This window comes from Streptomyces sp. DG1A-41 (assembly GCF_037055355.1).
Lineage (GTDB): Bacteria > Actinomycetota > Actinomycetes > Streptomycetales > Streptomycetaceae > Streptomyces.
This window is the reverse complement of record NZ_CP146350.1, coordinates 1,969,585-1,990,446: the sequence shown is the minus strand read 5'-3', so window position 1 is coordinate 1,990,446 and position 20,862 is coordinate 1,969,585. Positions and strand designations below refer to the sequence as shown.

The window sequence follows — 20,862 nt, the reverse complement described above, 5'->3', positions numbered from 1 at the left end:
GGACGGGCCTGGCGGTGGCCGGCCCGGTGAACAAGTGTCCGCCGACTTCTACGCGCGTCAATCTCCAGCCTGCCCGGGCCACTTGTCAAGGTTTCGGCCATGTACAGCTCCTGACGGGGACATGAAGTAGGCGGCATGGGTGTAAATCCGTCTAGGCTGAGCGGCTGAGTCGTATGAGGCGCCCTAGGAGAAACAGCCGATGTCAGACAGCTCCCCCTGCCGCCGGTGCGGCTGCACCCCGAAGCGGAGCTGGCGCGCGACGCGCTGTCCACGCCGTTGCTGTCCCGGGCCGCCCGGCTGGCCCGCTGGGCCGGGCCGGAGACCCGGGTCGACGCCGGGGGCGGGCTCGTCGGGGAGCAGTTGCCCGCGGCCGCCGAGGTGCTCGGGCTGAGCGGGGACGACGCCGCCGCCGACGCCAGCGAGGCGTGGCGGGTGGCCGTGGACACCGGGCTCGTCGAGATCGTCGACGAGGAGGAGGGCACCGTCACGGCGGGCGAGGACCTCGCGCTGCTCACCGGCGGCTCGCCTCAGGACGTGCTCGCCGTGTGGCTCGCGGCCCTGGAGACGGTGCTCGCCGACGCGAGCGTGCCCGACCTGGACGGGCTCGTGGCCGAGGACGGCGAGGTGGACCTCTCCGCCCTCGACTGGGACCCGGAGGTCGAGGCCGAGTTCCTCGACGGCGTGCTCGGCAACCTCTACCTGCTGACCGCCGGCGAGGACACGCCCGCCGACGCTCCGGTGCCGCTGCCCGCACTGGCCGCGTCGGTGATCGTGCCCAGCGACATGGGCGAGCCCACCAACGACGTCCTGGAGCAGGTGTCCGACGCGATGATGCGGCTGGACGACCAGTTCCGGATGCTGGAGCCGGTGGGGCTCGTGGCGTACCAGCCCGTGGACGAGGCGCTCATGGCCGACGCCGACGAGGAGCCCGCGGCGCCCGTCGACGAAACCGACGTCTCCCGGTACGGCATGGTCCGGCTCACCCCGCTCGGGGTGTACGGCCTGCGTGCCCGGCTGCTGGAGGCCGGGTTCGAGGCGCCGGCCGTCGGGGACCTCGCGGACAAGGGAGCCGACGCGCTGCTCGACGGCACGGCGGCGTTCCCGCCGGGTGCGGCGCAGGCCGAGACCGAGCAGTGGCTGGAGCGCCGGGAACCGCTCGCCGCGGCGCGGGAGTTGCTGGCGGCGGCGCGGGGTGCGGATGCCGGGGCGCCGCTGCGGCGGCTGCGGTGTCAGCAGGCGTTGTCCCTGGTGGGTGCCTCGGCCGAGCCGGCGCTGCGGGAAGTCCTCGACGATGCCGAGTTGGGCGGTCTCGCCCGGGTCTGGCTCACCGAGCATGGTGCGGTGGATGTGCCCGCGCCGTCGGAAGCGATGGTGTACTGGCTGACCATCGACACGGTGGCCGCGCAGCTGGCGGCGGAGGGCAATTCCGAGGAGTTGCGGGCGTTGGTCGAGGGGCTTGCGCAGCAGCACGGTGGGTTTTTCGAGGCCGTGTGGCGGGTTGAGCATCCCGCTACGGCCGATGTGCTGGAGGCGATGGGGCGGTTGCATCCGGACAAGAAGGTTGCGAAGGAAGCGCGGAAGGCTGCCTTCAAGGCGCGGTCGCAACAGGGCGGTTGATCCTGTTCTGGGGTGCGGGGCCGTTGGCGCTGGTCGCGCCCACACGGCGGAGCCGCATGGGGAGACAGTCCCGCGCCCCTTAGGGCGGTGTTCAACCGGCGTTCATGGATGAGCGGGACGGTGTCGGCGTACGAGGTCCGCCACCCTTCACGGCATACCCACCGTCACAGGAGACACCATGTCGCTCACCCGCAGGGACTTCGCCAGAACCTCCGCGATCGCCGGTGCCGGTGTCGCGCTGGCGGGCAGTGTCGGGGCCCTCGCGACCGCGCCGAACGCCCTCGCGTCGTACGACACCGAGGGCGCGGAGGAGGCGTCCGCGGACGCCCGGCACGGGGTCGGCTACGGGCCGCTGGTCCCCGACCCCAAGGGCATCCTCGCCCTGCCCGCCGGCTTCACGTACCGGATCATCACCTACAGCGGCAGGACCAAGCTGGAGTCCGGCGACTTCACGCCGTCCAACCACGACGGCACCGCCACCTTCGACGGCCCCCGCGGCACCACCCTGCTCGTCAACAACCACGAGCTGAAGGGCCCGCGCGCCAACTGGAAGTACCCGGTGCCGCTCGCCGAGGGCCTCGTCTACGACCCGGCCGCCGCCGGTGGCTGCACGGTCGTCGAGATACGCCCCGACGGACGTGTCGCGGAGTGGGTCGGCATCGCGGGCACCTCCACCAACTGCGCCGGTGGCAGTACACCGTGGGGCACCTGGCTCACCTGCGAGGAGAACTCCGACAGGGCCGGCGTCAACGGCATGACCAAGGACCACGGCTACGTCTTCGAGGTCGACCCCTCCGACCGGCGCGCCAACCGGAACCCCAAGCCGCTGAAGTTCTTCGGCCGCTACGACCACGAGGCCGTCGTCATCGACCCCAAGCGCGGCCACGCCTACCTCACCGAGGACGACGACGAGCCCAACGGCCTCTTCTACCGCTGGACCCCGCCCAAGGGCTTCACGTACGGCCCCGGCGAGTTCCGTGAACTCGCGGACGACGCCGGTGTCCTCCAGGCGCCCAAGTGCTACGACTCCGGCGGCCGGTTCGTCGACGACCTGTCCCGGGCCACGAAGACCGGCACCGTCTACGGCGTCGACTGGGTGGACGTACCCGACCGCGACGCCCGGACCACGCCCGTGCGCAAGCAGTTCAGCGACGGCGAGGTCACCCGCGCCCGCAAGCTGGAGGGCATGTGGTGGGGCGACGGCGGCGCCTACGTCGTCTCCTCGTACGCCCGAGAGGAGAGCCCCGTCCAGCACGACGGCCAGGTGTGGTTCTACGACCCCAGGCGCCGCACCCTGACGTTGAAGGTCCTGCTCGGGGTGAACCCCGACCCGTCCAAGGACGGCGCGTTCGACGGCCCCGACAACATCACCGTCTCCCCGTACGGCGGCATCGTCCTGGCCGAGGACGGCGAGGGCGTCTCGCACCTCTTCGGCGCCACCGAGAGCGGGCGCACCTACCCGATCGCCCGCAACGACCTGAACGTCGGCACCGAAGAGGAGCCGGAGTACAGCGAGTTCGCCGGTGTCACCTTCTCACCCGACGGCAAGACCCTTTACGCCAACATCCAGGACCCGGGCATCCTGCTCGCCATCACCGGGCCGTGGAAGCGGCAGCGGAATGAGAACGCCGGGTCACTCGTCACGGGTGGGGCTGTCTGAATCGGCTGCTCAGAGGCGTTGTACCTCAATGCGGGCAGCCCATCCTGACCCGGCGCGCGGTGCATTGCAGCAGCCTGCGCCAACGTCACCCGTCGGCAAAGGGCGGAGGCGCGGCGCGGGCTCCTTGCGCCGTGACTCCGTTGCGGTTCGAGGGAATGGCGCCCGCGCAGCGACGGGCCGTACTGCTCGTGGGAGTGCTTCAACGAGGACCGCTGCGAGCGCGCGGGCAGCGGTACCGTGATGTGCCCGACCAGGCGCTCCAGACAGGTGGTCCGACCCATGCCCCTTTCCTCGCACGCGCGTTACCCCCTGCTCTTCGGGCCCTCGCCCGTCCACCCCCTGGAGCGGCTGACCGCGCACCTCGGTGGCGCCGTCCTCTGGGCCAAGCGGGAGGACTGCAACTCCGGTGTCGCGTACGGCGGGAACAAGACCCGCAAGCTGGAGTACCTGGTCGCCGACGCGCTCGCCCAGGGTTGTGACACGCTCGTGTCGATCGGCGGGGTGCAGTCCAACCACACCCGCCAGGTCGCGGCGGTCGCCGCCCGGGCCGGGCTCAAGTGCGTGCTGGTGCAGGAGAGCTGGGTGGACTGGCCGGACGCCGTGTACGACAAGGTCGGCAACATCCTGCTCAGCCGCCTCGCCGGGGCCGACGTGCGGCTGGTGAAGGCCGGGTTCGGGATCGGGTTCAAGGAAAGCTGGGAGCAGGCGCTCAGGGAGGTCGAGGAGGCGGGCGGCAAGCCGTACGCCATCCCGGCCGGCGCCTCCGATCATCCGCTCGGCGGCCTCGGCTTCGCCGGGTGGGCGTACGAGGTCGCCGAGCAGGAGCGTGAGCTGGGCGTCTTCTTCGACACCGTGGTCGTGTGCTCGGTGACCGGCTCCACCCAGGCCGGCATGGTCGCCGGGTTCGCCGCGCTGGAGGAGGGGGGCGGGCGGCCCCGGCGCGTGCTCGGCGTCGACGCCTCGGCGAAACCCGCCGCGACCCGTAACCAGATCGCCCGGATCGCACACCGCACCGGGCAGCTCATCGGCCTCGAGCGCGAGTTGACCGAGTCCGACGTCGAACTCGACGAGCGGTACCACGCGGGCACGTACGGCATCCCCGACGAGACCACGCTGGCGGCGATGCGGCTCGCGGCCCGCACGGAGGGGATGGTCACCGACCCCGTGTACGAGGGGAAGTCCATGGCCGGGCTGATCGACCTGGTCTCGCGGGGCGAGATCGGCCGCGACTCCACGGTCCTCTACGCCCACCTGGGCGGACAGCCGGCGCTGAACGCGTACAGCGCGCTGTTCTGACGAGGCCTGCCGCGTCCGGCCCGGCCGCGCGTGGGAGTCAACCGGCCGGCCCGTGGGCCGTCAGCGGTCACCCCAGCCATCATTCATCGACGAGGTCGAGGTGGGGCGGCGGATGGCCGGGCACGTCCGGGTGGCCTTCCAGGTGGACGACTCCGTCGCCGCCACCGCGAAGCTGGCCGCCGAGCCCACGCGCACCCCCTGGAACTCCCTGAACTCCGGCTCGAGGCCCCGGGGGCGCTCCAGCTGACGCTCTTCACCGAGCCCGACGGCTGGGGGCCCGTCCGGCGGCCCCTGCCGGGCGGGGACCGGAGCCGGATAAGGTGCTGAACGTGTGGACCGACAATCAGCGGGCGGAGCCGGATGCCGAGCGGCCCGGCGGTGCCCGGCGCCGGGCCACGATCCACGACGTCGCACGCCTGGCCGGGGTGTCACGGCAGACGGTCTCCCGGGCCGTCAACGACAAGGGTGAGATCGACCCGGCCACCAAGGAGCGGGTCCTGGAGGCGGCCCGGCTCCTGGACTACCGGCCCAGCCGGTTCGCGCGCGGACTCGTCCAGAAGGGCACGGTGACGGCGGGGCTGGTCATCCCGGACCTGCGGAACCCGTTCTTCCCAGAGGTGGCCGCCGGGGTGCTGGAGGCGGCCGAGCAGCGCGGCTGGCAGGTGGTCGTGTGGGACTCCCGGATCGACGAGGCCAGGGAGCGGCAGGCGCTCGACGTGCTCTCCCACCAGGCGGACGCGGTCGTGGGTTACTTCAAGGACCCGGACGACGTACTCACTCGGCACCTCGGAGGTGTGCCACTGGTGCTGCTGGAGCGGGGCCCGCAGCAGACCCGGTTCGCGGCCGTGGGCATCGACGCCGCCACCGGAGTCGAGCAGGGCATGAACCACCTGTTCCGCGCGGGGCACCGCAGGATCGGCATGCTGGACGGCGTGCACGGCCCCGGCCCGCGCAGGCTGGCGTTCCTGGAGCAGGTGCGGCGGCTCGGGCTGCCGGTCGACGAGGACTGGGTCGTGGTGTGCCCCGAGCACAGCGTGGCCGGCGGCGAGGCCGGCATGGAACGGCTCCTGGCGGCGCGGCCCGAGATCACCGCGGTCTTCGGCTTCAACGACCTGATCGCTGTCGGGGCGATGCGCACCGCCCACCGTCATGGCCGGAGTGTTCCGGACGAGCTGGCGGTGCTGGGCTTCGACGGTCTCTCTCTGGGCGAGCTGGTGGACCCCGCCCTGACCACCCTGCACATCGACAAGCGGCAGCTGGGGCGGCTGGCCGTGGAGCAGGTGGCCCGGCTGCGCGCGGGTGAGGAGCCGTTGCGGGGCGCGGACGCTTGGGTGGTGCCCGAGCTGGTGGTCCGCGCTTCCGCCTGACCTGCCCGGCCGTGGGCCCGGCAGACCGTTCCGGGCAGCTCCCTTGACACTGGTTCTGGCGCGCCCCGGTACTCGACGGCAACGCGCACGTGAACGTTCGCGGACCAGAGGAACCCCCACCGCGAGACCGTCGGCCCGACCACCACCGCTCCCGACATCGTTGTCTTCACCTCCTCAACTATGCGCTGGTGATGGCCGGCGCGCTGATGAGCGTGATCCCGCTGATCGTCGTGTTCCTGGTCGGGGCGCGGCACTTCCTGCGGGATCTGGCGGCGGGGCGATGAAGATGTGAGGCGCCGGACTGCGGGTCGGACCGTTCTCGATAAGGTGCGGAGAGGGTCCCCGGTTCGTGAGTCCCCGGTTCGTGAGGAGTGGCTGCATGGCGCAGGTCAGGCCCATGCGGGCGGATGCTCGGCGTAACTACGAGCGGTTGCTGAAGGTGGCCGTGGAGGCCTTCGCCGAGCACGGGGAAGGCGCGTCGCTCGACGACATCGCCAAGCGGGCCGGGGTCGGCTCCGGCACGCTCTACCGGCATTTCCCGACCCGGCAGGCGCTGCTGGAGGCCGCGTACCTCGACCGGATCGAGGCGATCGCGGCCCGGGCCGACGAACTCGCGGCCGAACTGGCACCGGGCGAGGCGCTGGCGGAGTGGCTGTACGAACTCGGCGCGGGGATGATCCGGATGCGCGGCCTCAGGGCCCTGCTGGGCCCGGCCGTCACGCAGAGCGGCTCGACCGTGGCCACGGCCTGCTGCGACTCGGTGAAGAGCGCGGCGGGGCGCCTGGTCCGGGCAGCACAGGAGGAGGGCACACTCCGGAGGGACGTCGAGCCGGTCGACGTACTACGGCTGGCACACGGGGTGGCGACGGCGGCGGAGCTGGCGGACGCGGAAGGCGGGCACATCCGGCGGTATCTGGCGTTGCTGACGGAGGGGCTGCGGCCTTCGGCGCGGATCTGAGGGCCCGCTGACCGGCGCGGCGTCGTCGGCTTCTCCAGGAGTTCCGCGGGTACTCCGGCTCTCTCCCCGACCGGCACAGGTGGCGAGAGCGATCGACAACCCGGCCCGCAGGACGGCACACCGGTAATGCGGACGTCGACGGGACCCGCGTCTTCTACCGTGAGGCCGGTCCGCCCCCCGACGCCCCGGCCTTATTGCTGCCGCACGGCTGTCCGTCCTCCTCGTACCAGTTCCGCGCCTTCATGCCGGCCCTGGCCGACCGGTGGCGGGGCTCGTCGCGCCCGACTTCCCCGGCTTCGGCTACAGCGACACCCCGGACCCGGCCGGCTTCTCGTACACCTTCGACGGGTACGCCAGGCTTCCTGGAGCGGTTCGCCAGCGCGCTGAAGCTACGGCGGTACACCCTCTACCTGCACGGCTACGGCTCGCAGATCGGACTGCGGCTGGCGATGCGCGCACCTGCGGGTCGCCGCGCTCATCATGCAGAACGGGGACATCTACGAGGACGAGCTCGGCCCGAAGTACAGCCCGCTCCGCGAGTACTGGGATCACCCGACGCCCGAAGGGCGGGCGCGGCTGCTGGAGGCGGTGACCGAGGAACCAGCAGCAGGCCCACTGGCTTCGTCAGGTGCCGGCTCCGGCCCTGGCTACAGAGTCTGTGCCGCCGGCTTCACCATTCCCCTGACCGTGCGGGACTTCACGAAGTCGCCGATCGCCGTCATCTCCCACTCGCCGGAGAACTGGCGGATCAGCTTGGCCATCATCACGCCGGTCTGCGGCTCGGCGCTGGTGAGGTCGAAGCGGACCAGTTCCTCCCCGGTCGTGCCGTCCAGGAGGCGGCAGTAGGCCTTGGCGACCTCCGTGAACTTCTGGCCGGAGAAGGAGTTGACCGTGAAGACCAGGCCGGTGACCTCCTGCGGGAGACGGCCGAGGTCGACCGTGATCACCTCGTCGTCACCGCCGCCCTCGCCCGTGAGGTTGTCGCCGGAGTGCCGGATCGCGCCGCCCACGATCTGGAGCTTGCCGAAGTAGCAGCTGTCGATGTGGTTGCGCTGGGGGCCGTAGGCGATGACCGAGGCGTCCAGGTCGATGTCCTTGCCGCGGTACGCCGGCTCCCAGCCGAGGCCCATCTTGACCTGGGAGAGCAGGGGGCGGCCGCCTTTGACGAGGGAGACGGTCTGGTTCTTCTGGAGGCTGACGCGGCCCTTGTCGAGGTTGATCTTCCCGGCGCCGGGCGCGGGCGGGGGAGGCGTGGCCGGGGCCGGGGGCGCGGCAGGCGTGGAGACGGGCGGGGCCGGCGGCTGCACGGGGCCGGCGGCGGGGTCACCGGCTGGGCCGGGGCCGCGGCGGCCGGTTCCTCCACCGTCACACCGAAGTCCGTGGCGATGCCCGCGAGGCCGTTGGCGTAGCCCTGGCCGACGGCGCGGGCCTTCCACTGGCCGTTGCGCAGGTAGATCTCCACGATCACCAGGGCCGTCTCGCTGCCGAGCTGCGGGGGCGTGAACGTAGCCAGGACGGAGCCGTCGTCGGCTTTGCGGATCGTCGCCGTCGGTTCGATGCCCTGGAAGGTCTGGCCCGCGGCGTCAGGGCTCGCGGTGACGGCGATCTTCTCGATGCCCGGGGGGAGGGCGGTCGTGTCGACCGTGATCGCGTCGGGTGCGGTGCCGCCGCCCGAGCGGTACGTCACGCCGGGGCCCGACGGCTGGTTGTAGAAGATGAAGTCGTCGTCGGAGCGCACCTTGCCGTCGGCGGTGAGCAGCAGGCCCGATACGTCGAGCCGCACCGGGGCGGCGACGTCCACCGTCACGCGGGCGGCGGAGAGGGGGATGTTCGAGCCGGGGGTCATAGCTGTCATGCCGGGTGAACGACCGGGGGCGCTTTACCGTTCCCTTACCGTCCGCCGATCGGGCAGCCTGGTGATCCCGACCCGCCGCGCTATGCCCGGGCGGCTGCCAAGCGGCTCAGCCGGGCGCGCTGTTCGTCGAGCATGCGCAGGAAGCCGCGGACCTCGGCCATGCGGTTCGGGTCCACGTCGGCCAGGATCGTGCCCTCCTTGTCCGTGCCCGCGCCGGCCACCAGGGTGCCGTCCGGCGCGTACACGACGCTCCCACCGCGCGTCGGGCGGGTCGCCGGCCCGCCGACCGGGTTGGCGAACACGCTGTAGACGGTGTTCTCCAGGGCCCGCGCCGCGAGGTAGACGGCGGCGCGGTGTTCGTTCGGGCGATGTGTTCGTCGTGTGCAAGGACGAACACATCGCCCGGCTCACCGCGGACGGCACCTTCGTCCGCGCGATGGGCTACAGGCGGCAGGCCGTCTGGGACATCCAGTCCTCCAGGGAGGACCCGGCCGTCCTGTACTGCGCCGCCGACTCCGGCGTGGCCGTCGCCGAGGTGCACCAGACGGCGAGCGGACCCACGCTGCACATCACCGAGGACCACGAGACCGGACTCGGCTTCACCCGCCGCGTCACCCCGGTCGAGGGCGGCTGGCTGGCCGTCACACGCGACCGGCACGTCCTGCGCGCCCGGCGCGGCGGCGAGATCCTGTGGGACCGGCGGCTGCCCGAGGCACTGCTCCACACCGTCGCCGCCTCACCCGACGGCGCACGCGCCCTGGTCGCGGGCAACGCGGGCGCCGTGGAACTCGACACCGCCACCGGCGAGGTGCTGTCCACGCTCGGCGTGGACGGACTGCCCTTGTGGGCCGCCACGTACCTCCCCGGCGGCGAGCGCGTCCTGGCCACCCGCAACGGTGTCATCGCCGTCTTCGGCGATGACACCGAGAAGCCGCAGTGGCGCCTGGACCAGGGCGAGTACCCCAAGCGCATGTGGGCACAGGACGGCTTCCTCTACGTCGTCGGTGACGGCGGACTGAAGGGATCGAGGTGGGCCGGGGCGTCACCCGCGGCTGGCGGGAACTGCTGTCCACCACCGCCGAGAACGCCACGGTCTGCGACGGCCTGGTCTGTGTCAGCTCCTACGGCATGCAGATCGCCGCCTACCGCTACGAGGACGACGAGTTCGTCGGCTTCGTGGAGGACCTGCCGGACTACCCCAAGGCGCTGAGCACCGTGCGCGACAGCGACGGCCGGCCCCATCTGCTCGTCGGCTGCCGCACCGGCAGGCTCTCGCTGTACCGCATGGACGGACCCGCCGAGGAGGGCACCTTCGGTTCGTGCCGGTACGCGCCCCAGGGTCGTCCTGGCTCTCGCGGCGGTCGTCATGACGGGTGCCCTGTTCGCCACGGCGCTGCCCTCCACCTGGGTCTTCGTGGCCTGCATGGTGGCGTTCTTCACCATGTGGTCCGCCATGACGGCCGTCACCGCCATGATCGTCGTCAAATACATGCCGCCCGGGGTCGTCGGCCGCGCCGAGGGCCTGTTCAACCTCATGAGCGGCCTGCCGATCCTGCTCGCCCCCCTCCTCATCCCGCTGGTGCAGGGGACGTGAGGCGACGTCGCCGTCCTGCTGTTCCTGGGGGCGGCCGCCGGCGTGTCACTGCTCTGCCTGTTCCGCTTCTGGCCCCACTGGAGTGACGCGGACGCCACCGACCCGGCCCCCGCCACCGGAGACGAAACGCCTGTCACATAGCCGAACACCGATGGACGATATGCGCTCGATCGACCTGCCCGTGAACCCCAGCGGACACGCCGCCCCCGTCACTCACGTCGCGCTGCGCCCCGACGGCACGCCTCGCCGACACCGGCCGCCCCGGCCGCCCGACCACCTGGTACCTGGGCGCCTACCCGTACGCCCGGAGCAACCACCCCGTGGCGGGTGTGCGGACGGAGGACGCCGACGCGTAACGCGGCCTGGCTCAGCGACCGGACCGGCCACCCGTGGCGGCTCCCCACGGAGGCCGAGTGGGAGCACGCGGCCAAGGGGCCGGACGGCCGGGAGTTCCCCTGGGGCGACGCCTTCGACCCGGCGGCCGCGAACACACGGGAAACCGGTGTCCATACCACCACCCCCGTCGGTGCCTTCCCTGCCGGAGTCTCGCCGTTCGGCGTGTACGACATGGCGGGGAACGTCGAGGAGTTCACCGCCGACGACTACCGCCCCTACCCAGGTGGGCCGTTCGTGGCGGAGCACCTGGTGGAGACCATGAACACCTACCGGGTCGCCCGGGGCGGCAGCTTCTCCCGTTTCGGCGGACCTCCCCCGCACTCGCCGCCGCCACGGCGCCTTTCCCGGCCCCCTGTACCCCGTGGGCTTCCGCCTGGCCACGAGCCGACGGTCGCGGTAGACGCAGGAGGCACTACGGGACCACGACGATCTTCCTGCCGATCCCGGACGCGAACTGCTCCAGCGCCTCGGGGTACCGCTCAAGCGGGATGCGGTCGCTGATGAAGACGTCGGGGTCCAGGACCCCGTTCGCGAACAGCTCCGCGGCCCGCTCGAAGCTGTGCAGCACCGCCATCGAGCCGGTGATGGTGATCTCCTGGTTGTAGATGCGGTACGGGTCGATCGTCACGCGCGTCGCGTAGTCGGCCACGCCGAACTGGAGGAACGTGCCGGCCTTCGCCACCCGGTCCAGGCCGTCCTGGATCGCCGCCGCGTTGCCCGTGGCGTCGACGACCAGGTCCCAGCCCTGCGGGCGGTCCAGTTCGTCCGGGCCGGCCGCCGACGCCGAGACGCCGAGGCGACGGGCCGTCTCCAGGCGGGCCGGGTTCACGTCGACGACGTCCACGCTCGCCGCGCCCGTGCGCTTGGCCAGCTCCAGCATCATCAGGCCCATCGTGCCGGAGCCGTAGATCAGCACGTGTGCGCCGAGGCGGGACCGGAGTACGTCGTAGCCGCGTACCGCGCAGGAGAGGGGCTCCACCAGGGCCGCGTCCTGCGTTCGGACGTGCTCGGGCAGCTTCACGCAGTTCGCCACGGGGGCGACCGCGTACTTCGCCGCGCCTCCGGCCGTCGTCACGCCGATCGCCGCCCAGCGTTCGCAGAGGTTGTTGTGGCCGGTGCGGCAGTAGCGGCACTCGTAGCAGTACAGGGACGGGTCGACCGCGACCCGGTCGCCCACCGACACCTCGGTGACCCGGGTGCCGACCCCGACGACCTCGCCCGCGAACTCGTGCCCGGGCACGATCGGCAGCTTCGGGGCGAACTCGCCCTGGAGGATGTGCAGGTCCGTGCCGCACAGCCCGCAGGCCGCGACCTCGACGACGACCTCGCGCGGGCCTGGCGTCGGGTCCGGGACCTCGGCGACGACGGTCCTGCCCACGGACTCGATGACGGCGGCCTTCATTTGACGGCTCCCAACGACAGGCCCTGGACCAGCTTGTCCTGGGCGGCGAACCCCGCGGCGAGCACCGGCAGGGAGATGACGAGCGACGCGGCGCACACCTTCGCCAGGAACAGGCCCTGGCTGGTGATGAAGCCGGTCAGGAAGACGGGGGCGGTCTCGGCGACCACGCCGGTCAGCACCCGTGCGAAGAGCAGTTCGTTCCAGCTGAAGATGAAGCAGATGAGCGCCGTCGCGGCGATGCCCGGGAGGGCGATCGGCGCCACGACCCGCCCGAGGACGGTCGGCAGCCGGGCCCCGTCCACCCGGGCCGCCTCGATCACCGCGACCGGGATCTCGGCGAGGAAGGACTGCATCATCCACACCGCGATCGGCAGGTTCATGGACGTGTAGAGGATGACCAGCAGCCAGATGTTGTCGAGCATCCCGGCGTTCTTGGCGAAGAGGTAGATCGGGAGCAGGCCCGCGACCGCGGGCAGCATCTTCGTGGAGAGGAAGAAGAACAGGACGTCCGTCCACTTGCGGACGCGGTTGATGGACAGCGCGTACGCCGCCGGGAAGGCCAGCAGCAGCACCAGCAGGGTCGACGCCACGGACGCGACCGTGGAGTTGATCAGCGCCGGCCAGGGGCTCGCGCCGCCGCCCGCGCCGAAGAACTCGCGGTAGCCGTCCAGGGTCAGGGCGGCGGCGAAGGAGGGCGGGTTGGTCGCCGCGTCCTGCTCGGAGTGGAAGGACGTCAGCGCCATCCACGCGATGGGCAGGAAGAACGCGATGCCGAGCAGCCAGGCCAGCAGGCCCAGGCCCGCTCCTCTGCCACGGACACGGCGGGCACGCAGGGCGTTCGTGCTCATGCGCGGGACACCTCCTCGCGGAACAGGGACGACACCACGCGCAGGGCGAAGGTCGCGATGACGATCGAGCCGATGACCACCAGGACGCCCGCGGCCGAGGCGAGGCCGTTCTCGTGGGCCTGGTAGAAGCTCTGGTAGACGGTGTAAGGGAGGTTGGCGGTGCCCAGGCCGCCGGACGTGATCGTGAAGACCGCGTCGAAGTTCTGGACGATGTAGATCGAGCCCAGCAGGGCGCCCAGTTCGAGGTAGCGGCGCAGATGCGGGAGCGTCAGGTGGACGAAGATCTGCCAGTCGCTCGCGCCGTCGACCCGGGCCGCCTCGATCTGCTCGTGGTCGCGGCTCTGGAGGCCGGCCAGCAGGATGAGCATCATGAACGGCGTCCACTGCCAGACGAGCGACGCCTCGACCGCGAGCAGCGGGGTGTTCGAGATCCAGTCGGGCTGTGGGCCGCCCACATAGTGCAACAACCCGTTGAACAGGCCGTATTCGGGGTTGTAGAGCACATGCTTCCAGAGCAGGGCCGCCGCGACCGGTACCACCAGGAAGGGTGCGATCAACAGCGTCCGTACGATGCCCCGGCCGCGGAACCTCCGGTCCAGCAGCAGCGCCAGAACGAGTCCCAGCACCAGGCTGGCCAGGACCACCGCCACCGTCAGCAGGACGGTCGTCCACACCGAGTCGCGCAGGTCCGGGTCGGTGAGGACCTCCTGGTAGTTGTCGAGCCCCGCGAAGTGCCGGGCGTCGGGGTAGAGGCTGTTCCAGTCGAAGAAGGAGATCACCAGCGCGGCCACGAAGGGCAGCTGGGTGACGACGATCATGAAGATCAGGGCCGGGAGCAGCGGGGCGCGGGTGGCCCAGGCGCGCAGGCGGGCGGAGGGCCGGCGGACCGGGGTGCGCGTCTCGGGAGCGGCCAGGGGGGCCGTTGTCGTGGCGGTCATCGTCCCTCGTACTCCTCGGAGATCTTCTCGGCGAGCGCCTGTGACTTCTTCAGGGCCGATTCGACGGACTGGCGTCCGGCGATGGCCGCGCTGATCTCCTGCGAGACCTTGGTGCCGAGGTCGGTGAACTCGGGGATGCCGACGAACTGGATGCCGGGCGCGGGGCGCGGCTGCACGCCGGGGTCGTTCGGCCGGGCCTGCTCGATGGCCTCCTTGGTCATCTCCTGGAAGGCGGCGGCCTCCTTGCGGTAGTCGGCGATGGCGTACGTCGACGCCCGCTTGCCGGCCGGGACGTTGGACCAGCCGATCTGGTCGCCGACCAGCTGCTCGTACTCCTTGCCCGACGCCCAGGAGACGAACTTCCAGGCGTCGTCGGAGTTGCGGGAGGCCTTCTGGATGCCCCAGGCCCAGGTGTAGAGCCAGCCGGAGGACTCGGTCTTCTCGACCGGGGCGGGGGCGTAGCCGATCTTGCCCTTGACGGGGGAGTTCGCCGCCTCCAAAGATCCGGCCGCGGAGGTGGCGTCGTACCACATGGCGACCTTGCCCTGGGTCATGTTGTTCAGGCACTCGGCGAAGCCGGACTGGGCGGCGCCGGACTCGCCGTGCTCGCGGACCAGGTCGACGTAGAACTTCGTCGCCTTCTCGAACTCAGGGGAGTCGAGCCGTGCCTTCCAGTTCTTGTCGAACCAGGTGCCGCCGAAGGTGTTCACGACGGTGGTCAGGGGGGCCATCACCTCGCCCCAGCCGGGCAGGCCGCGCAGGCAGATGCCCTTCATGCCCGGTTCGGCGCCGTCCGCCTTGGCCGCGAGGTCCGCCACCTGCCGCCAGGTGGGGTGCGCGGGCATCGTCAGGCCCTTCTTCTCGAACACGTCCTTGCGGTACATCAGGAACGAGGACTCGCCGTAGAACGGCTGGCCGTAGAGCTTGCCGTCGTCCCCGGTGAGGGACTGGCGCATCGGCTTGAGGATGTCCCGTTCGTCGTAGCCCGGGTCCTTCGCGACGTAGCCGTTCATCTCGTGCAGCCAGCCGTTGCGGGCGTAGATCGGTATCTCGTAGTTGGACAGCGTGGCGACGTCGTACTGGCCGGCCTGGTTGGCGAAGTCCTGGCTGATCTTGTCGCGGACGTCGTTCTCGGGCAGGACGGTGAAGTTGACCTTGATGCCGGTCTCTTCGGTGAAGTGGGCGCGGGTGAGCTTCTGCAATTCGACCATCTGCGGGTTGTTGACCATCAGGACGTTGATGGCGTCGCCGCCGGATCCGGCCCCGCCCGCCCCGACCCAGCAGCCGGAGAGCAGCGGGGCGAGCAGCGTCCCTGCGGCGGCCGCGGCGAGCGTGGCTCGCGGTGGCCGTCGTCGGCTCTGGGTTCGCATGGATCGCTCCTGGATTTATGGGGAGATAAGGGGCATGACAGGGCGTGGCTGAGCCCTGCGGGGACGGGGCCGGTGGATCAGACGCGGATGACCTGCGGTCCGAGCAGTGAGTAGCGGTGGGCCTCGGCGGCCGGCAGCAGCGTGGACGTCACGATCGCCTCCAGCGCGCCGACCTCGGCGAACCGGCAGAAGCTGACCGCTCCGAACTTGGTGTGCACGCCCGCGAAGACCGCGCGGCGGGCGGCCCGGACCGCCTGGGTCTTGACCTCGCTGACGGCCGGGTCGGGGGTGGTGAGGCCGTGTTCGCGGGAGATGCCGTTGGCGCCGATGTACGCCAGGTCGACGACGAAACCGGCCAGCATCTTCGTCGTCCAGTGGTCGACGGTGGCGAGGGTGCCGGAGCGGACCCGGCCGCCCAGCAGCAGGACGGACACGGTGTCGGCCTCGGCGAGCGCGCCGGCGACCGGCAGGGACGCGGTGACCACGGTCAGCGGCCGGTCCCGCGGGAGTGCCTCGGCGATGAGCTGCGGGGTGAAGCCCTCGTCGACGAAGACGGTCTCGGCGTCGCCGAGCAGTTCGGCGGCCGCGGCCGCGATGCGGCGCTTCTCGGGGACGTGGCTGGTGGCGCGGAAGGCGAGCGTCGTCTCGAAGCCGGCGCTCTCCACCGGGTAGGCGCCGCCATGGGTGCGGCGGAGCAGTCCGTGGTCCTCCAGGACGCGCAGGTCCCGCCGTACGGTCTCCTTGGCCACGCCCAGCTGGGCGGCGAGGGCGGTGACATCGACGGAGCCGGCGCGCCGTGCGGCCAGCACGATCTCGCGCTGGCGTTCTTCCGCGGTTCTGTTCATGGCCGTCACCCGCCTTCCTGCTGTACTGCCCGTTCGGTCCCTCGGTGGGCCATGGGGGAAGTTCTACAGCGGGTGTTCTGCGGCGACCAGGTCTGTTGCGGAAGTGATCCTGCCCGTGTGTGCCCGTTCGGTCCCGGTGGTGCGTGGTGTGCCACGGGGCGGTCGTGGTCGCCTGCGGGTGCGTCGTGGCTGGTCGCGCGGTTCCCCGCGCCCCTGAGGGCGCTGTCCGACCGCTTCAGGCCCGTGCCCGGATGCCCGAGGGGGCGGGCCCGTTCTCTGCCCGCCCGACCTGTGCGACGACTCTTTCCGGTCAGTACGGCCAGACCGGCGGGTCCGTCACGAAGTGGCCGCCCAGGTAGGCGTGCGCCTCGTTGTCCGGGTCCAGCTCGCCCTGCTCGGCGATGAGCTTCTCGGCCCACGGCTCGGAGTCGTCCTGCGGCTCGTAGCCGAGTGCCCGGGCGGTGCCGAGGTCCCACCACAGCCGGGTGTTGGCGGAGGACCCGTGGACGACGGTGTGGCCGACGTGCTCGGCGGTCAGGGCCGCGTGGAAGAGGCGGGCGCCGTCGGCGGGGCTCATCCACACCGAGAGCATGCGCACACTGGTCGGCTCGGGGAAGCAGGAGCCGATCCGCACCGAGACCGTCTCGAGGCCGTGCTTGTCCCAGTAGAGCTGCGCGAGGTCCTCGCCGAAGCACTTGGACAAACCGTAGAAGGTGTCCGGGCGGCGGGGGGTGTCGACCGGGATCAGGGGGTCGTCGCCCTGGGGGCGCGGGGTGTAGCCGACGGCGTGGTTGGAGGAGGCGAAGACCATCCGGCCGACGCCCTCCTCGCGGGCGGCCTCGTACAGGTGGTAGGTGCCCTCGATGTTCGCCTTGAGGATCTTCTCGAAGGGGGCTTCCAGGGAGATGCCCGCGAGGTGGATGATCGCGTCGACGCCGCGGACCGCCTCGCGCACGGCGTCCCGGTCGGAGAGGTCGGCGGTGATCGCGTCCGGCGCGCCCTCGATCGGGCGCATGTCGAGCAGGCGCAGCTCGTAGCCGTAGTCCGGGAGCAGATCCCGCATCAGGGTGCCGAGGCCGCCGGCGGCGCCGGTGAGCAGGACGGTGCGGGGAGCGGGCATCCTCGGTCTCCTTGAATCTCCCACCGTGCACATGAGTGCACAGCATTCATATTCGTGGACACGCTAAGGATCTGGAGTGGAGCCCGTCAAGTATGCCGCGGAAGGAGTGAATCCGCTGGTGCGTCGCGGGTTCGCGAGCTTGACCGGCGCGGAGGCGCGCTTTAGCGTGGAGGCGTTCAGAAATGTAGACGGTAATCATGAATATGGAACCGGGAGAGCCATGGAACCGGGAGAGCCCGTGACGTCAGCCCCTCTCGCCGCTCGACTCGCCATCCCCAGCGGACCGCTGTTCTTCCCGGTCACCGCCTACGGCCCCGACGGCTCCGTGGACCTCGACACCTACCGCACGCACGTGCGCCGCGGGGTCGAGGCCGGAGCCGCCGCCGTGTTCGCCTGCTGCGGCACCGGCGAGTTCCACGCACTGACGCCCGAGGAGTTCGAGGGGTGCGTACGGGTGGCCGTCGAGGCGGCCGAGGGGCGGGTGCCGGTCGTCGCGGGCGCCGGGTACGGCACCGCGCTCGCCGTGCGCTACGCCCGCCTCGCCGAGGCGGCCGGGGCGGACGGGCTGCTCGCCATGCCGCCGTACCTCGTCGTCGCCGCGCAGGAAGGGCTGCTGCGGCACTACCGGGAGGTCGCCGCCGCGACCTTGCTGCCCGTCGTCGTCTACCAGCGCGACAACGCCGTCTTCACCCCGGAGACGGTCGTCGAACTCGCCCGCACGGACGGGATCATCGGCCTCAAGGACGGGCTCGGCGACCTCGACCTCATGCAGCGTGTCATCAGCGCCGTGCGCTCCGAGGTCCCCGGCGACTTCCTCTACTTCAACGGCCTGCCGACCGCCGAACAGACCCAGCTCGCCTACCGCGCCCTCGGTGTCACGCTCTACTCGTCCGCCGTGTTCTGCTTCGCGCCCGAAATCGCCCTCGCCTTCCACCAGGCGCTCCGCGGCGGCGACGAGGGCACCGTGGAGAAGCTGCTGGACGGCTTCTACCGCCCCTTCGTCGAGCTGCGCGCCCGGGGCCGCGGCTACGCCGTCGCCCTCGTCAAGGCCGGTGTACGGCTGCGCGGACTGGACGTGGGGGAGGTAAGGCCCCCGCTGCACGAGCCGACCGAGGATCATGTCAAGCAGCTCGCCGAAGTGATCGAACGCGGCTACGCGCTGCTTGAGGAGGCCAAGTGAAGGCGTCGGCATTCGTCTATCCCTGGGACGTCAACGGGGACCCGGAGGCGCCCGCGCGGATCGCCGCGCTCGGCGTGGAGCAGGTGACGCTCGCCGCCGCCTACCACTCCACGCGCGCGCTCACCCCTCGCCATCCGCGCCACCGCATCGTCACCGCCGAGCACGCCGCCGTGCTGTACCCGGCGGGCGACCGCTGGGACGGGCGGGAGCTGCGCCCCTACGCGGCCGGGGACTGGGCCCCCGGGGACGCCTTCGGCGAGGCCGCGGCCTCGCTCGCGGACGCCGGCCTTCAGGTGCACACCTGGGTCGTCCTCGCGCACAACTCCCGTCTGGGCGCCGAGCACCCGGACACCTCGGTCGTCAACGCCTACGGCGACCGCTACCCCTGGGCGCCGTGCATCGCCCAGCCCGCCACGCGCGCGTACCTGACCGACCTGGCGGCTGAGGCGGCCGTACGGCCCGGGGCGCGCGGGACCGAACTGGAGTCCCTCGGCTGGTACGGCCTCCAGCATCTGCACGCCCACGACAAGACCGGCGGCGTCGGCCTCGGCGACGCCGGGCAGTACCTGATGGCGCTGTGCTTCTGCCCGTCCTGCCGGGAGGGCTACGGCCGGCACGGCCTGGACGCCGACGAGCTGGCCGCCGCCGTACGGACCGCGCTGGAGCCGGTGTGGCAGGGGGTGACGCCCTCCGACGGAGGCTGGGCGGGCGTCGGGAAGCTCCTCGGCGAGACCCTCGCGAACACCACGCGCGCGTACCGCGACGAAACCGCCCGCACACTCCAGGAACAGGCCGTGGCGGCGGTCCGGGCGGCCGCGCCCGCCGGCTTCCAGGTGCTGCTGCACGCGGACCCGGTGTCGTACCACGTCGGTGCGAACCCGGGAGTCGACCCGGCGCACATCCTGTCCGTCGCGGACGGGGTGGTCGTGCCCTGCGCGGGCGGCACCGGCACGCTGACGCCGTTCGCCCGGGTGGGCAAGGAGGGCGCGGTCATCGCCGCCAACTTCACCGTCGTCTCCGGCATGGGCGGCAGCCCCGGCACCCTCGCCGCCGACGCGGCCGAGGCGCGGCGGCTCGGCGCCACCGAACTGCGGCTGTATCACGCCGGGTTGGCGTCCGACGGCGATCTGGTGACGGTCCGCTCCGCTCTCGCCGGGTTCTGAAACAGAGCCGCCGCCGTCACCAGCAGGGCCGAGCCCAGGGCCACCAGCACGAGCCGGTGGCTCACCAGCTCGACCAGGGCCGCTCCGGCGGCCAGGCCCGCCACGTTCGGCGTGTACACGAGCGTGTTGGCGGTGGCGGTGACCCGGCCCAGCAGCGGGCCCGGCGTCTCGCGCTGCACCGCGGTCAGCGTGGCGATCAGCACGGCGGGCAGGCCCGCGCCGATCGCCGCGCTGCACACCAGGGCCAGGGGGTCGGACGGCACCGCCCGCAGGGCCACCGCGACGGCCAGCAGGGCGATGCCGTAGGCCGCGAAGCGTCGCTCGCCCAGGCGGCGCAGGGCGGTGCCGGAGAGCAGGCCGACCGCGACCGACCCGGCGCCCTGCACGGCGTACAGCACACCGGCGTAGGCGGGGGAGTGCCGGAGGCCGTCGACGACGGCGTAGGCCATCGCCCCGTTCAGGCCGGCGAACAGCATGGTGGCGCCGCCCGCCAGGACCAGGTGGCGCAGCGCGGGGTGCGCCCACAGGTGGCGGGCGCCCTCGGCGGTCCGCTCCCGGCGGTTGCCGGTGGGCGGCGCCGGCTTCTCCCCGCACGTGCAGCAACGCGTACAGGCCTGTGGCCAGGACGAACGTCGCCGCGTCCAGGAGGGCGACGCTCGGGCCGCCGTACGCCGCGTACAGGCCCGCGCCCGCCAGCGGGGCCAGGAGTTTCATGCCCTCGGTGGCCGTCATGCGCAGGCCGTTGAAGTCGCCGAGCAGGGACGGGTCGACGGCGGTCGCCACGAGTGCCGACTCGGCCGCGTCGTGGACGACGCCCGCCGCGCCGTATACGAACAGCACCGCGTACAGCAGCCACAGGTCGCCCGGGGCGTCGACGCTCACCAGGGTGAGCAGGAGGGCACCCAGGAGCAGGTTCACGCCGAGCAGCAGCGGTTTGCGGCGGCCCCGGTCGGCGAGGCTGCCCAGCAGCGGGCCGGCCAGAGTCGGCAGCCACATGGCGAGCACGCACAGCGCGGCCAGGCCGTCCGAGCCGGTGAGGTCCTTGACCCACACGCCGGACGCCAGCCACAGCGCCGAGGTGCCGAAGCCGGAGACCACCACTCCGGAGAGGCAGAGCCCGCAGTCGCGGTCGCGCAGGACGCGCACGAGAGGCCAGGTCGTCTTGGTCGTCATGCCTGGTCATCGTGGCTCTAAGGCCCTTGGGCAGACATAGGGAAAGTGCCGTGGAAAACGGGCGACCGGGCGATGAGTTC

The 20,862-nt window shown here is 71.8% G+C and carries 15 protein-coding genes and 5 pseudogenes; 11 read left to right on the top strand and 9 right to left on the bottom strand.

All coding sequences use genetic code 11. The features are described from left to right. Positions 1-225: 225 nt before the first annotated feature. From V8690_RS09345 to V8690_RS09320, 6 genes and pseudogenes are all read left to right on the top strand, one after another. Positions 226-1,617, top strand: a complete 1,392-nt coding sequence (locus V8690_RS09345; RefSeq protein ID WP_338777240.1) for a hypothetical protein — start codon at positions 226-228, stop codon at positions 1,615-1,617. A 178-nt stretch (positions 1,618-1,795) separates the two neighbouring features. Beyond that, entirely contained in the window at positions 1,796-3,277 is a 1,482-nt protein-coding gene (locus tag V8690_RS09340) for an alkaline phosphatase PhoX (protein WP_338777238.1), read from the top strand. A 279-nt stretch (positions 3,278-3,556) separates the two neighbouring features. Continuing rightward, positions 3,557-4,573: a 1-aminocyclopropane-1-carboxylate deaminase gene (locus V8690_RS09335; protein ID WP_338777237.1), complete on the top strand. Its 1,017-nt coding sequence runs from the start codon at positions 3,557-3,559 to the stop codon at positions 4,571-4,573. Between the two features lie 79 nt (positions 4,574-4,652). Further along, positions 4,653-4,900 (top strand): annotated as a pseudogene (locus V8690_RS09330) (hypothetical protein); the annotation flags it as partial. A 2-nt stretch (positions 4,901-4,902) separates the two neighbouring features. Continuing rightward, complete coding sequence (locus V8690_RS09325) at positions 4,903-5,940, top strand: LacI family DNA-binding transcriptional regulator (RefSeq protein WP_338777235.1); 1,038 nt, start codon at positions 4,903-4,905, stop codon at positions 5,938-5,940. Between the two features lie 379 nt (positions 5,941-6,319). Continuing rightward, positions 6,320-6,898 (top strand): helix-turn-helix domain-containing protein, encoded by a 579-nt coding sequence (locus V8690_RS09320; RefSeq protein WP_338777234.1) that lies wholly within the window; start codon positions 6,320-6,322, stop codon positions 6,896-6,898. Positions 6,899-7,545: 647 nt separating this feature from the next. Here V8690_RS09320 and V8690_RS09315 read toward each other — a convergent pair. Next, positions 7,546-8,744, bottom strand: a pseudogene (locus V8690_RS09315) (TerD family protein). A gap of 89 nt (positions 8,745-8,833) precedes the next feature. After that, positions 8,834-9,103, bottom strand: a pseudogene (locus V8690_RS09310) (nitrilase-related carbon-nitrogen hydrolase); the annotation flags it as partial. Between the two features lie 29 nt (positions 9,104-9,132). Between V8690_RS09310 and V8690_RS09305 the strand changes: the two are divergent. From V8690_RS09305 to V8690_RS09295, 3 genes and pseudogenes are all read left to right on the top strand, one after another. Next, positions 9,133-9,963 (top strand): hypothetical protein, encoded by an 831-nt coding sequence (locus V8690_RS09305; protein ID WP_338777232.1) that lies wholly within the window; start codon positions 9,133-9,135, stop codon positions 9,961-9,963. Positions 9,964-10,119: 156 nt separating this feature from the next. Then, positions 10,120-10,347, top strand: a complete 228-nt coding sequence (locus tag V8690_RS09300; RefSeq protein WP_338777231.1) for a hypothetical protein — start codon at positions 10,120-10,122, stop codon at positions 10,345-10,347. A 242-nt stretch (positions 10,348-10,589) separates the two neighbouring features. Continuing rightward, a pseudogene (locus V8690_RS09295) lies at positions 10,590-11,143 on the top strand (SUMF1/EgtB/PvdO family nonheme iron enzyme); the annotation flags it as partial. 12 nt (positions 11,144-11,155) lie between these two features. Here V8690_RS09295 and V8690_RS09290 read toward each other — a convergent pair. The 6 genes from V8690_RS09290 to V8690_RS09265 form a co-directional block, all read right to left on the bottom strand. After that, positions 11,156-12,145: a zinc-dependent alcohol dehydrogenase family protein gene (locus V8690_RS09290; protein WP_338777229.1), complete on the bottom strand. Its 990-nt coding sequence runs from the start codon at positions 12,143-12,145 to the stop codon at positions 11,156-11,158. Beyond that, a complete protein-coding gene (locus tag V8690_RS09285) occupies positions 12,142-12,993 on the bottom strand; it encodes a carbohydrate ABC transporter permease (protein WP_338777228.1) in 852 nt (283 codons plus the stop codon). The genes V8690_RS09290 and V8690_RS09285 overlap by 4 nt, the downstream gene beginning before the upstream one ends. Then, complete coding sequence (locus V8690_RS09280) at positions 12,990-13,931, bottom strand: sugar ABC transporter permease (protein ID WP_338777226.1); 942 nt, start codon at positions 13,929-13,931, stop codon at positions 12,990-12,992. Before V8690_RS09280 ends, V8690_RS09285 begins: the two co-directional genes overlap by 4 nt. Further along, positions 13,928-15,301, bottom strand: coding sequence for a sugar ABC transporter substrate-binding protein (locus V8690_RS09275; protein ID WP_338777225.1), 1,374 nt, complete (start codon positions 15,299-15,301; stop codon positions 13,928-13,930). Before V8690_RS09275 ends, V8690_RS09280 begins: the two co-directional genes overlap by 4 nt. Before the next feature lie 77 nt (positions 15,302-15,378). Further along, positions 15,379-16,146: a DeoR/GlpR family DNA-binding transcription regulator gene (locus V8690_RS09270; RefSeq protein ID WP_338777224.1), complete on the bottom strand. Its 768-nt coding sequence runs from the start codon at positions 16,144-16,146 to the stop codon at positions 15,379-15,381. Positions 16,147-16,456: 310 nt separating this feature from the next. Further along, positions 16,457-17,266 (bottom strand): NAD(P)-dependent oxidoreductase, encoded by an 810-nt coding sequence (locus V8690_RS09265; RefSeq protein WP_338777222.1) that lies wholly within the window; start codon positions 17,264-17,266, stop codon positions 16,457-16,459. A 238-nt stretch (positions 17,267-17,504) separates the two neighbouring features. Between V8690_RS09265 and V8690_RS09260 the strand changes: the two genes are divergently transcribed. Both V8690_RS09260 and V8690_RS09255 read left to right on the top strand, forming a co-directional pair. After that, positions 17,505-18,446, top strand: coding sequence for a 5-dehydro-4-deoxyglucarate dehydratase (locus V8690_RS09260; protein WP_338777220.1), 942 nt, complete (start codon positions 17,505-17,507; stop codon positions 18,444-18,446). After that, positions 18,443-19,609, top strand: a complete 1,167-nt coding sequence (locus V8690_RS09255; RefSeq protein WP_338777218.1) for a hypothetical protein — start codon at positions 18,443-18,445, stop codon at positions 19,607-19,609. The genes V8690_RS09260 and V8690_RS09255 overlap by 4 nt, the downstream gene beginning before the upstream one ends. Here the strand turns inward: V8690_RS09255 and V8690_RS09250 are convergent. After that, positions 19,546-20,782: pseudogene (locus V8690_RS09250) on the bottom strand (MFS transporter). The gene V8690_RS09255 and the pseudogene V8690_RS09250 sit on opposite strands and share 64 nt — an antisense overlap. Positions 20,783-20,862 lie beyond the last annotated feature (80 nt).